This is a genomic window from Succinivibrio dextrinosolvens (assembly GCF_900116345.1).
GTDB lineage: Bacteria > Pseudomonadota > Gammaproteobacteria > Enterobacterales > Succinivibrionaceae > Succinivibrio > Succinivibrio dextrinosolvens_B.
Window position 1 is genome coordinate 1 of the sequence record NZ_FPAH01000064.1, and the last position, 11,828, is coordinate 11,828.

Here is an 11,828-nt window from a genome sequence, read left to right on the forward strand (position 1 = left end):
CCCTAAAAAAACTAGAGATCTCTTTGAATTATTCTGTGTACCCTTCCCAAAGAAGCAGATCAAAAATTAGTAACTATGATCTGCGGAGGTTGGGGTCAACAGACGGTATTCCGGACTCTACTCATTAGTCAAAATCAGATCTAATAGAAATCATTACTGATTAATTTTGTCGTCTTTTCTTTTATCCTCCATGAATTGTTTAAGGTAAAATTACAAAATCGACTTTAATAAAAATCAATTATACAAATGGATAAAATCGTAATTCGCGGTGCCCGCACCCATAATCTGAAAAATCTGAATCTGACAATTCCACGTAACAAACTCTGCGTAATCACAGGAAGATCAGGTTCAGGAAAATCATCTCTTGCCTTCGACACTCTTTATGCAGAAGGACAGCGTCGCTATGTGGAATCTCTTTCTGCATACGCCCGTCAGTTCTTATCCCTGATGGACAAACCTGATGTTGATTCAATTGAAGGTCTATCCCCTGCTATCTCCATTGAGCAGAAGGCCACCTCCCACAACCCAAGATCAACAGTCGGTACTATCACAGAGATTCATGACTATTTAAGACTTATCTGGGCTAGAATCGGAGAGGCAAGATGTCCAGAACACGGCACGGTTCTGAAAGCTCAGACCATAAGCCAGATGGTTGATGCGGTTATGGAACAGCCTGAAGGCACCAAGATTATGATCCTCTCTCCTGTGGTAAGAGGAAGAAAGGGCGAATACAAACAGCTGTTTGCTGATCTGGCAAAAGACGGTTTTATCCGCGCCAGAGTCGATGGAGAAATCTGCGATCTCTCCGATCCTCCAGATCTGGCTTTAAGAGAAAAGCATGATATTGATATTGTTGTAGACAGAATCAAGGTTAAGCCAGATTTAAAACAGCGTCTTGCTGATTCCTTTGAAACCGCGCTCAAATACTCTGATGGTATTGCCGTGGTCTGTCCAATGGAGGAGCATAAAAAAGAGGATGAGATTCTGTTCTCATCTCATTACTCATGCCCTATCTGTGGCTATTCAATTCCAGAATTAGAACCAAGAGATTTCTCCTTTAATAATCCACACGGATACTGTCCTAAGTGCGAAGGCTTAGGTGCAATGATGGTTCTGGATATCGACAAGATCGTTCCTGATAAAACCAAATCCGTATTTGAGGGAGCAATTCTGGGTTGGGACAGAAGAAATCCTTTTTATTATAAGGAGTTAGAAGCTGTTGCCGATTATTACGATATAGATCTTCAGAAACCATTTAGTGAGCTTACCAAAAAAGAAGTTGATCTGCTCATGTATGGAACTGGCACCACAGCCATTCCTATGAAAATGGTCTACTCTGGAGGAAAGAAATCCCAGACCAGCTTTGAGCCGTTCGAAGGTGTTATTCCTAATTACGAGAGAAGATCACGCGAAACCGAATCTGAGTACGTAAGAGTCTATATTTCAAAACTGATGAGACCACTGCCTTGTCCTGACTGTCATGGCGCAAGACTGAAGAAGGAATACTGCAACGTATTTGTTAACAATAAATCCTTACCAGAGATTAATAACTACTCAATACAGGAGTGCTATCAGTTCTTCTCTGAAATAAAGCTTACAGAGCAGGAAAAGAATATTGCTTCCAGAGTATTAAAGGAAATCAGAGCCAGATTGGGATTCCTGATAAACGTTGGTCTTGGTTATCTGACGCTGTCGCGCTCAGCTGAAACCCTATCCGGAGGTGAAGCCCAGCGTATCAGACTGGCAAGTCAGATCGGTGCAGGTCTGACCGGTGTTATGTATGTGCTTGATGAACCAAGTATCGGTCTTCATCAGAGGGATAACTCAAAGCTCCTTGATGCCCTGAAGAATCTGAGAGACATCGGCAATACAGTTATAGTTGTAGAGCACGATGAAGATACCATGAGAGCTGCAGATCAGATTATAGATATCGGTCCTGCAGCCGGAATCAACGGTGGCGAAGTAATCGCTCAGGGACCAGTTGATGAAATTGAAAAATGCGAAAACTCCCTGACCGGTAAATACCTCTCAGGCCAAAGACGCATTGAAATTCCAAAGAAAAGAATCAAACCAAAGAAATCAAAGCTCCTGACTTTAAAGGGATGTACCGGCAATAACCTCAAGAATATCGACGTATCCTTCCCTGTTGGATGCTTCGTGGTAGTAACAGGCGTTTCAGGTTCTGGCAAATCAACACTGGTTAACGATACCCTGGTCAGAATTGCCGAGCGTAAACTAAACGGAGTCACTGCAAATGATGATCCAGCTCCATTCAGAGAGATAGAGGGACTTGAGCATTTTGACAAGATCATCTGTATTGATCAGAGTCCTATCGGCAGAACGCCTCGTTCCAATCCTGCAACATACGTAGGACTGTTCTCCGACATTCGTGATCTGTTTGCAAAAACTCCTGAATCTAGAGCAAGAGGCTATACTCCTGGAAGATTCTCCTTTAACGTAAAGGGAGGTAGATGCGAAGCCTGTCAGGGAGATGGAACCATCAAGGTTTCCATGAACTTCATGCCTGATGTGTATGTAAAATGCGAAGAGTGTGACGGTAAGAGATATAACCGCGAGACTCTTGAAGTTTTATATAAAGGCAAAACTATCGCTGATGTTCTGGACATGAACATTGAGCAGGCTTTAGAGTTCTTCTCGGCAGTACCTTCCATCGCATCTAAGCTGCAGACACTGATGGACGTGGGCCTATCCTACATTACCCTAGGTCAGTCTGCTACAACCTTCTCAGGCGGTGAGGCCCAGCGAATCAAGCTCTCTAAAGAACTGTCAAAGAAGGCTACCGGAAAGACTCTTTATATTCTGGATGAGCCAACAACCGGTCTTCACTTTGAGGATGTAAAACTGCTGCTTGATGTGCTGATTAGATTAAGAGATCAGGGAAATACCGTTATTGTCATCGAACATAATCTTGACGTAATCAAATCCGCAGATTATCTTATCGACCTAGGACCTGAAGGTGGACGTAACGGCGGAAATATAATCGTTACCGGTACTCCAGAAGAGGTCAGTGAATGCAAGGAATCATTTACCGGTCAGTTTTTAAAACCAATACTAGAAAGAGGCTATTAGGAGACTATATGGCAAAACTTACAGAAAAGGAATATGAGGCAATCCAGTCTCTAAATGCAGAATACAGACAGGCAATGTTTATGAGAGTTGCCAAAGAAGAGAACGGCTTCTATATTCTTGCTGACAGCGAAGGCCCATTGATTCTTGAAGATACCGAGGAAGATGATGATCATAATCTTTTCAGCATTCTTCCTGTATGGTCACATGAAGAACTTGCTGCAGGATATGCTGAGAAAAACAGCATGGAAGGTTTCAAGCCTCAGTTTGTAACCACAAAGGTCTGGAATGAGAAATGGGTTCCAGCATTCCGCGAGCAGAAGAATGTACTGATTGGCTTCATGCCGATTTCAGATCAGGATTTTTCTGTAGAATCACCTATAGAAATCTAACGTCCTCACCAAAAGGCAAAGACGTCAGATCAGGATTACTTGATGAGTTCGTCTGGGATCTGAACCTTTGCCTTTGCAAGTTCAGTTTTAACGTATTTGAATAAAGCTCTGGAATTAGGCTTTGCCACTTCCTCAGATTCGATTTTAGCCGCTTCTTCCTTTGCCTTCTTAACCAGATTTCTAAGCTTGTTTCTGTCAATTTCAGCTGCCAGATTACATAAGGCGTTAACCACCTCAATTCCTCCGGTAATCAGCTTCTCTCTTAACTTCTCAAGCTTTAGGGCATTAGGATCAACCTTTGAAGAGGCTCCCAGCATATTAACCTGCTGCTCAAGATCAGAGTCGTCATAGGCCCTCTGAAGCTTGGCCACATACTGAAGCTGTCTGCGTCTTTCGTCTGATTTAGGCTTGAGTTTTCTTGCAATAATCAGAGCATCCTTGACATCCTGAGGAATAACCAGGGATTTAAAGCTCTGATCACCAAGATCAGCTATCTTTTCCACAAGCTTTCTGATTGCCTGAGCCTCTCTCTTGTGAGCACTGCGGCTCTCCTCTTCAGGGGCGGCATCAAAGCCTTCAAAATGTTTCTGTTCTGCCATAAATTAATTCTCGATTTCTAAAATCTCATTAAGTCTATAAGTTGTGATCAAATTTACTGCAGTCTGTGAAACATTAAGCAATTTAATCTTTTTACTGTCTAAAGACTTGGCCCACTGCACCAGATAGGCAGCACCGGCCGCATCAATCTTTCTGATATTCTGCATATCAAAAACTGAATTCTTGAAGATTTCACTACGCTGCTTCCACAGCGCAGGAACAGTAGCAAAGGTTAATTCAGTCAGATTATCCATAAAACACCTTGGCTCAAAGGTTATTTATTTTCCACTGCATTCAGTTTGGCAATAGCGGCATCTACGCCCTGATTCTTGATGATTGGAGAAATCTCTGAAACCTTAGCATCCAGCATGGAAATATTCTCGCCAATCAGATCAAATGCCTTCCACTCACCGGTCTTTGTATTCTTACGCATCTTAAGCACTAGCTCCAGATCCTTCTTGCCACTCTCACGGATAATCATCTTTACAGAAACCAGTGATTCACTGTCAGGAACATTCTTAACCTCTGAAGGCACAATCTCCTGATTGGTGTATTTTGACATTACAGAAACAAAGCTCTGCTTCATGTACTTCTCAAAAGCATTGGTGAATTTCTCTCTGTCTTCCTTGGACAGAGTCTTAAGTGAAGTTCCCATTACCTTGTAGGCTGCGTACTTGATATCAATGTAAGGTAAAAGATTATCCTTAATAATCTTCTCAGCAACTGCGTTATCGGAGATTCTATCCTTATTGGCCTTAATCTCCTTGATGGTATTGACTGCTACATCATTTGCCAGCTGGTATGGATTGCTCATGTCATAGTTTGCCTGAGCGTTAAAGCTGAACAGAAGAACGATAAAAGCTGAAATCAGCGCAATAATCTTTTTCATAATTAAGCTATCCTATTCCTGAGTTGAATCTGTTTTTGAATCTGAGGCTGTATCAGTAGAATCAGCCTTTGATTTTTCAGCGTCTGAAGAAGAATTAAATACAAACTTTGAGATTAGATCTTCAAGAACCACTGCTGAACCGGTATCGGTAATGTAATCACCGTTCTTAAGGTAGGTGGTACCCAGATCCTCATCATAGAAGCCAGGGGTGATGGCAATGTACTGCTCACCGATAATACCTGAAGTCTGAATGCTTGCCTTTGATTCGCTTGAGATTTTATCAAATTTTTTCTCAATACCGATACTTACAACCGGAGTCAGGCTCTCTGAATCCAGATTGATGGCAGTAACTCTTCCGATTGCAACACCGCCGATTCTGACCGGTGCTCTTAATCTTAAGGAGCCGATATTCTCAAATTTGGCATAGACTGTATAGAGTTCTGCTTTGGAATTTAATACCAGACCTGCAACCTGCAGAGCAAGAACACATGCAGCGATAATGCCCAACAGCATAAAAATGCCAACCATGATTTCTGTTTTTAAATACTTCATTAGAATTTCCTACTAGAACATTAAGGCTGTAAGAATAAAATCCAGACCTAAAACCGCTAATGATGACTGCACAACCGTAGCTGTGGTTGCCCTACTGATACCCTCTGAGGTTGGACGACAGTCATAACCGTTGAACAGAGCAATCCAGGTACAGACAAAACCGAAGACCGCAGCTTTGATTACCATCGGACCTAAATCCTCAAGAACATCTACACTGGCCTGCATACCGGACCAGAAAATGCCGTCATCGATACCCAGCCAGTCAACACCTACCAGCTTACCGCCGTAGATGCCGATAAGACAGAACAGCAGTGACAGGATAGGCATACTGATAAGACCGGCCCAGAATCTTGGAGCGATAATACGTCTTAGAGGATCAACCGCCATCATTTCCATGGCAGAAAGCTGTTCTGAGGCTTTAAGCTGACCGATTTCAGCAGTAAGAGCGGAACCGGCTCTACCGGCGTACAGCAGCGCAGTAACCACAGGACCGAGCTCTCTGATAATGGACAGAGCCACCAGAGTACCCAAAGAACCTGTTGCCATAAAATCCTTCAGGATATTAAAGCCCTGCAGACCTAAAACCATTCCTATAAACAGACCTGAAACCAGAATGATAATGATTGACTGTACACCGACAAAATAAATCTGGTTTATCAGCAGCGGAAATGATTTTTTAAGATCAGGTATCGCTATGATTGAATGAAGAAAGATGATTGTTGATCTTCCTAAAGAGGAGATCTTTCTTAACGCATATCTTCCTAAAACACCTAGTAAATCTAACATTAAAGCTCCTCAATATAGTTCTGAGAGCCTTTTAGTTTAAATGCATAAGGGCCGTCAAAATCGCCCTGAATAAACTGAATAACTCTTGGATCATCACTGTTTACAATCTCCTGTGGCGTTCCGCTGCCTAAAACAGAACCTTCTGAGAGAATATAAACATAGTGGGCAACTTCAAGGATCTCCTTTACATCATGAGTTACGACAACTGAAGTCTTGCCCAAGGATTTGTTGATATCGGCAATCAGCTTGACCAGCACACCTTTGGTTATAGGATCCTGTCCTACAAAAGGCTCATCATACATGATGAGATCAGGATCTAAGGCAATGGAACGGGCAAGTGCCGCGCGACGGGACATACCGCCTGAAAGCTCTGATGGATACAGATAGGCGGCAGCTCTCATGCCCACAGCCTCAAGGTTCATCAGCACCACATCATGAATCAGCTCTTCAGGAAGATTTGTGTGTTCTCTGATTGGAAAGGCAACATTGTCAAAAACATTCATATCAGAAAAAAGAGCTCCGCTCTGAAAAAGCATACTCATTCTTTTTCTGAGTTCATAAAGCTCATTTCTTTTCAGTGAATGAACATTGATGCCGTCAAATTCGATGGTTCCCTCATCAGGAACAAGCTGAGCGCCAATCAGTCTTAGAATCGTGGTTTTACCTGTTCCGGAAGGACCAAGAATTGCTGTGATTTTTCCCTTGGGAATGTTCAGCGTCAGATTCTTGTAAATCTGCTTGCTGGCATACGAAAAAGATACGTTATTAACTTTAATAAGACTATCTTCGTTTAGGATTTCACTCATAAACACTATTTATTTGTTTTTTAAAAGTATTACCGAGGAATAATACTAAGTATCAGCAATAGGAAATCTGCTATAAATACTCAGAATTAAACTTCCTGTATAAGCATTGTATCAAAATATTGAATGACAGATATATTCAGTATAGGCGAAATTGTTCAGCTTTTTGGACAACAATCTGTATATTGTTAATGTCCAAATCACACTAATAGTTGCTATAATTACGCATGTTTTTTTACTAGTCTTTATATTTTCACTTAAACTTAAAGTTGGTACATGAAAAAAAAATGTACTGAGTCCAGATTGAGCTCTGGATGTTGTTTATCCAAAGAAAATACCGGAATAATATGCAAAAGATTACTACTGTTAATACCTGCTACGGAAAAGTTGATGCAGAGTTCATGACCCGTCTTTCAACCATCAAGCTTCTGGCTTTTGATGTGGACGGAACCATTACCGACGGCGGAATTATCTACGACAACGAGAATCTGGAAATCAAGAGATTCAATACCAAGGATGGATTTGGAATATACTCTCTGGTAAAAGAAGGCATTGAGTGTGCGGTTATCACCGGCAGAGAGGCAAATCTAACCTCAAGACGTATGCAGGATCTGCATGTACAGCACATCATTCAGGGTGAGAAGACCAAGAACGTTGCCCTGACCAATTTGTGTGAAAAGCTGAATATTTCTCTGGAGGAGGCTGTCTGCATCGGAGATGATCTCAATGACATGCCAATGTTCAGAATAGCAGGCTTAAGTGCATGTCCTCATGACGCACATCCTTTCATCAAGAAAAACGTTGATTATATAACCACCTGCGATGCAGGTCATGGTGCAGTAAGAGAGCTTTGCGATCTTATTTTAATGTCAAAGGGTATCCTAAACCCTGACGGTGGCTTTGTAGATGAGCGTTACTAAAAAATCGATACTGATTGCAATCCTGTTTGCAGTCATATCTTCTGGCATATACCTTTATACCTTAACTTTAAAGAAGCTTGAAGTTAAGGATATGACAGGACTGCCTACATTCATTGCAACTGATTCCAACGGAACCCTGTTCGATAAAACAGGTAAGATAACCAGAACCATGATTGCAAGCAGAACTGAATTCTACGATCAGAGAAATATGTATTTTTTCGATGATCCGCTGATTACTGCCTACAATTACAAGGATGCAGACAAGCCTAACATCTGGCATCTGAAGGGACTTAAAGGCAGAATGAAGTCTGATGACTATGCCGTTGTAGATGGTGACGTGGTCATCTATCCAGGTTTCAAGGATGCAATCATTGATAAGGCAACTGCAGATAATCTTGTTTACAGTTTTGCTACCGATGAGGTAACCTCAAAAGATCTTGTAACCATTTACGGACATGTATTCCAGACCGAAGGTACTAATTTTAAATTCAATTTATCCAATAATGTGATGAGTTATAAGGGAAAGCCACATGCTACATATTATCCAAAGAGCAAGAAAGATTAAGTTAGTTGTACTGATGATAGCCCTTGCATCACAGAGTGCGTATGCATTGAAGGACGATTCTGAGCAGCCTTTGAATATCATCTCAAAGGAGCAGATTGCCGATTTTGAATCCAACAAGGCTATTTTCATCAAGGATGTGGTTGCAACTCAGGGCAGTATGGAGCTTCATGCAGACAAGGCTGAGCTGACCAGAAACAGCAAAGGAGAGCTTCAGGAAGTTAAAGCCTACGGCAAGCCAGCAACCTTTAAGCAGAAACAGGATGACGGCAAGATCGTTCATTCCCAGTCCTCAATTATTCAGTATCTGCCAGAGAAGAATCTGCTGATCCTTATCGGCAGAGCAACCATCTGGCAGGACAACTCCCATGTTGATGGAGAGAGAATTGAGTACAATACTGTAACCAGACAGTTAAAAGCATCAAATGAAAACAGTCAGGGCGGAAGAGTACAGAGTACCTTCATGCCACAGGAACTGAAAAAATAATACCTACTGGAAATAAGAATGAGTATATTACAGGCTTTACATTTAAAGAAAACCTATAAGAAAAGAACCGTCGTTTCAGATGTCAGCCTAGATGTTGAGAGCGGTTCTATTGTTGGTCTTCTAGGTCCTAACGGAGCAGGAAAAACCACATCCTTCTATATGATTGTGGGTATTGTGTCCTCTGAAGGCGGCAGCATTATTCTTGACGGCAAGGATATTACCGCACTGCCTATGCACGCCAGAGCAAGAGCCGGTCTTGGCTATCTGCCACAGGAAAACTCAATTTTCAGAAAACTCACTGTCTATCAGAATCTGATGGGAGTTATGGAGCTGGTTCCTAACCTGACCAAAGCTCAGCGTGAGGAAAAGGTTAATGAGCTTTTAGAAGAGTTCAATATTGCAAGACTAAGAGATAATTCCGGTATGTCCCTATCTGGTGGTGAGAGACGTCGTGTTGAAATCGCCAGAGCACTGGCAGCTGATCCGAAATTCATTCTTCTCGATGAGCCTTTTGCCGGTGTTGATCCTATTTCTGTAAACGATATTAAAGAGATTATCCTGCATTTGAGAAATAGAGGGATCGGCATCTTAATTACAGATCATAATGTCCGTGAAACTTTGGATGTTTGCGAAAAATCATATATAGTTAATGCAGGACAGATCATCGCGCAGGGCACTGCAGATGAAGTTCTAAGCAATGCAAAAGTAAAGGATGTATATCTAGGAAAAGACTTCTCAATGTAAAAACATTAAAAACAATAAAAACATAAGGGATTTATGGCTGGTATAAGAAACGCGCTGCAATTAAGAACAGCTCAGACTCAGACTTTATCAATGACACCTCAACTGCAACAGGCTATCAAGCTGCTGCAGCTGTCGTCTATTGAGCTTGAGCAGGAGATTCAGCAGGTACTGGAGGAAAATCCCTTTTTAGAGAAAGTCTCTTCTGACTCAAATGACGAGTCTCTGGAAGCTCTTGAAGAAAAGGAGAATTCAGACTCCGACAGCTTTGATCCTTTTGATAACGATTCCTCAGCTCAAAACACCTCAGACTCCATGATTGAACATGACAATTATGGAGACGAAAACTTTGATCCTTTCAGTGAATCTGGTTCCTCCACCCTGTCAGATACCCAATCATCTGCAAATGAAGATGCAGCTGTTAGTGAAAATACAGAAACTTCTGTGAAAGAGGAAGAGCTTGTCCGTAACGATGACTACATAAACAAGAGCGTTAAGGGCCTCGCAATTGAAAACAATGATATCTATGAGGGTGAGACCACAGAAACTCTGAGAGATCATCTGATTTTCCAGCTTGAAATGTCTCCTCTTGAGGGTACAGATAAGCTTATAGCCATGAATATCATTGATGCCGTCAATGACTCGGGTTATATCACTGAATCCCTTGAAGACATCCTAAGTTCAGTGCAGAAGGACGACCCGGAAGCTACACTTGAGGATGTTAAAGCTATTCTAAAGCTGGTGCAGCACTATGATCCTCTGGGAGTTGCCTCTCGTGATGCTGCCGAGTGCATGCTGATTCAGCTTAATGAACTGGACAGTTCAACCCCTTACCGTGATCTGGCCATCAAAGTTATTTCAGAATACTCAGATCTGCTTTCCAACAGAGATTTCAGAAGCCTCTGTCAGAAGATGTCCATCAAGGAAAATGTTCTTAAGGAAATCATTGCGGTTCTGCAGAAGCTGAACCCAAGACCAGGTAATTTTGCCCCTTCCAAGAAAACCGATTTTGTTATTCCGGATGTTATCGTTGTAAAGACATCAGATGGCAGCTATACAGCTGAACTGAATTCCTCAGCCAATACTCTCATCAGGATCAACGAAGCCTACAGTCAGCTTTCAAAACAGGCCAGAACAGTTCAGGAGAAGGAATTCTTCAAATCCCACCTTCAGGAAGCCAACTGGTTTATTTCCAGTCTGGAAAAGCGAAATGAGACTCTTCTGAAGGTATCCCGCTGCATTGTAGCACACCAGACAGAATTCATGGACAAAGGACCTTCTGCCATGAAACCTATGGTTCTCAATGATGTTGCAACTGAAATTGAGATGCACGAGTCCACTATTTCTAGAATCACAACCGAGAAATACATCTACACCCCTAAGGGTACCTTTGAGCTCAAGTATTTCTTCTCCTCATCGGTAGGAACCGATGACGGCGGTGCCGCTTCTGCAACTGCAGTAAAATCCTTCATCAAAGATCTGATTGCAGGTGAGAATCCTCGCAAGCCTCTGTCAGACAGCAAGCTATCTGAACTGCTTTTAGAGAAAGGCATGAATGTAGCAAGAAGAACTGTTGCAAAATACAGAGAAGCTTTAGGTATTGAATCATCCTCGCAGAGAAAGAAGCTGATCTAAGAGTTATTGTTGAAGTTATTCTTTCTCAGCATAATTTGAATAACTCTAGTTTCCCACATGGAAATTTAAAACAAAACTAGATTCACTCTAGGTTTGATGCTCTTAAAAAACTTGTATTGATTTATTTTTGGGAAGAGGTGTGATTATAAGCAAAAAAATGCTTATATATCTGATAGATACCGATGAAAAGGTGTGTTTAATATGTTATAATTTTATCTGCTAAAACAAAAAGTTAACATAAAAAAACACACCATGAATATGATACCTAAAAATACCTCTTCTAGCAATTTTACTGATACATTTTCTTCTCTTTTTTCTGTTCTTGGTCTTTGTAGTTTACTCAAAGTTGCAGGCTTTAGAAAAAGAGCTGGTTATGG

Annotated in this window: 13 protein-coding genes; 7 read left to right on the plus strand and 6 right to left on the minus strand. The window is 41.6% G+C overall.

Annotation, left to right across the window (positions count from 1 at the left end):
- The first annotated feature begins 246 nt into the window (after nt 1–246).
- Nucleotides 247–3,090, plus strand: a complete 2,844-nt coding sequence (gene uvrA / locus BM308_RS12430) for an excinuclease ABC subunit UvrA (protein ID WP_074945634.1) — start codon at nt 247–249, stop codon at nt 3,088–3,090.
- A gap of 8 nt (nt 3,091–3,098) precedes the next feature.
- Complete coding sequence (locus tag BM308_RS12435) at nt 3,099–3,479, plus strand: DUF2750 domain-containing protein (protein WP_074945636.1); 381 nt, start codon at nt 3,099–3,101, stop codon at nt 3,477–3,479.
- A 35-nt stretch (nt 3,480–3,514) separates the two neighbouring features.
- On the opposite strand, the gene yjgA is transcribed toward BM308_RS12435, so the two are convergent.
- Genes yjgA through BM308_RS12465 form a run of 6 tightly spaced genes read right to left on the minus strand, consistent with a single transcriptional unit; the run spans nt 3,515 to nt 7,109 of the window.
- Nucleotides 3,515–4,078, minus strand: coding sequence for a ribosome biogenesis factor YjgA (gene yjgA, locus BM308_RS12440; RefSeq protein ID WP_074945638.1), 564 nt, complete (start codon nt 4,076–4,078; stop codon nt 3,515–3,517).
- A gap of 3 nt (nt 4,079–4,081) precedes the next feature.
- Complete coding sequence (locus BM308_RS12445; protein ID WP_074945640.1) at nt 4,082–4,330, minus strand: STAS domain-containing protein; 249 nt, start codon at nt 4,328–4,330, stop codon at nt 4,082–4,084.
- Nucleotides 4,331–4,350: 20 nt separating this feature from the next.
- A complete protein-coding gene (locus BM308_RS12450; RefSeq protein WP_083425585.1) occupies nt 4,351–4,965 on the minus strand; it encodes an MlaC/ttg2D family ABC transporter substrate-binding protein in 615 nt (204 codons plus the stop codon).
- A 12-nt stretch (nt 4,966–4,977) separates the two neighbouring features.
- Nucleotides 4,978–5,517: an outer membrane lipid asymmetry maintenance protein MlaD gene (mlaD, locus tag BM308_RS12455; protein ID WP_074945644.1), complete on the minus strand. Its 540-nt coding sequence runs from the start codon at nt 5,515–5,517 to the stop codon at nt 4,978–4,980.
- Nucleotides 5,518–5,529: 12 nt separating this feature from the next.
- Nucleotides 5,530–6,303, minus strand: a complete 774-nt coding sequence (gene mlaE, locus BM308_RS12460; protein ID WP_074945646.1) for a lipid asymmetry maintenance ABC transporter permease subunit MlaE — start codon at nt 6,301–6,303, stop codon at nt 5,530–5,532.
- Nucleotides 6,303–7,109 carry an ATP-binding cassette domain-containing protein gene (locus BM308_RS12465; RefSeq protein WP_074945648.1) on the minus strand — a complete coding sequence of 269 codons (807 nt, stop codon included), beginning with the start codon at nt 7,107–7,109 and terminating at the stop codon, nt 6,303–6,305. Before BM308_RS12465 ends, mlaE begins: the two co-directional genes overlap by 1 nt.
- A 344-nt stretch (nt 7,110–7,453) precedes the next feature.
- On the opposite strand from BM308_RS12465, the gene BM308_RS12470 reads away from it, so the two are divergent.
- From BM308_RS12470 to BM308_RS12490, 5 genes are read left to right on the plus strand one after another with little or no spacing between them, the layout of a single operon-like run.
- Complete coding sequence (locus BM308_RS12470) at nt 7,454–8,026, plus strand: KdsC family phosphatase (RefSeq protein ID WP_074945650.1); 573 nt, start codon at nt 7,454–7,456, stop codon at nt 8,024–8,026.
- Nucleotides 8,013–8,591: an LPS export ABC transporter periplasmic protein LptC gene (gene lptC / locus BM308_RS12475; protein WP_074945652.1), complete on the plus strand. Its 579-nt coding sequence runs from the start codon at nt 8,013–8,015 to the stop codon at nt 8,589–8,591. The genes BM308_RS12470 and lptC overlap by 14 nt, the downstream gene beginning before the upstream one ends.
- A complete protein-coding gene (gene lptA, locus BM308_RS12480) occupies nt 8,557–9,075 on the plus strand; it encodes a lipopolysaccharide transport periplasmic protein LptA (RefSeq protein WP_074945653.1) in 519 nt (172 codons plus the stop codon). The genes lptC and lptA overlap by 35 nt, the downstream gene beginning before the upstream one ends.
- A gap of 18 nt (nt 9,076–9,093) precedes the next feature.
- Nucleotides 9,094–9,819, plus strand: coding sequence for an LPS export ABC transporter ATP-binding protein (gene lptB / locus BM308_RS12485; RefSeq protein ID WP_074945654.1), 726 nt, complete (start codon nt 9,094–9,096; stop codon nt 9,817–9,819).
- Between the two features lie 33 nt (nt 9,820–9,852).
- Nucleotides 9,853–11,451, plus strand: a complete 1,599-nt coding sequence (locus BM308_RS12490) for an RNA polymerase factor sigma-54 (protein ID WP_306706504.1) — start codon at nt 9,853–9,855, stop codon at nt 11,449–11,451.
- The last annotated feature ends 377 nt before the right edge of the window (nt 11,452–11,828 follow it).

Bases quoted from the DNA above. Each gene is read 5' to 3' on its own strand.
- BM308_RS12445 (WP_074945640.1), bottom strand. From the start codon at position 4,330: ATGGATAATCTGACTGAATTAACCTTTGCTACTGTTCCTGCGCTGTGG.
- mlaD (WP_074945644.1), bottom strand. From the start codon at position 5,517: ATGAAGTATTTAAAAACAGAAATCATGGTTGGCATTTTTATGCTGTTG.
- mlaE (WP_074945646.1), bottom strand. From the start codon at position 6,303: ATGTTAGATTTACTAGGTGTTTTAGGAAGATATGCGTTAAGAAAGATC.
- lptC (WP_074945652.1), top strand. From the start codon at position 8,013: ATGAGCGTTACTAAAAAATCGATACTGATTGCAATCCTGTTTGCAGTC.
- BM308_RS12490 (WP_306706504.1), top strand. From the start codon at position 9,853: ATGGCTGGTATAAGAAACGCGCTGCAATTAAGAACAGCTCAGACTCAG.
- yjgA (WP_074945638.1), bottom strand. From the start codon at position 4,078: ATGGCAGAACAGAAACATTTTGAAGGCTTTGATGCCGCCCCTGAAGAG.
- BM308_RS12450 (WP_083425585.1), bottom strand. From the start codon at position 4,965: ATGAAAAAGATTATTGCGCTGATTTCAGCTTTTATCGTTCTTCTGTTC.
- lptA (WP_074945653.1), top strand. From the start codon at position 8,557: ATGCTACATATTATCCAAAGAGCAAGAAAGATTAAGTTAGTTGTACTG.
- uvrA (WP_074945634.1), top strand. From the start codon at position 247: ATGGATAAAATCGTAATTCGCGGTGCCCGCACCCATAATCTGAAAAAT.
- lptB (WP_074945654.1), top strand. From the start codon at position 9,094: ATGAGTATATTACAGGCTTTACATTTAAAGAAAACCTATAAGAAAAGA.
- BM308_RS12465 (WP_074945648.1), bottom strand. From the start codon at position 7,109: ATGAGTGAAATCCTAAACGAAGATAGTCTTATTAAAGTTAATAACGTA.
- BM308_RS12470 (WP_074945650.1), top strand. From the start codon at position 7,454: ATGCAAAAGATTACTACTGTTAATACCTGCTACGGAAAAGTTGATGCA.
- BM308_RS12435 (WP_074945636.1), top strand. From the start codon at position 3,099: ATGGCAAAACTTACAGAAAAGGAATATGAGGCAATCCAGTCTCTAAAT.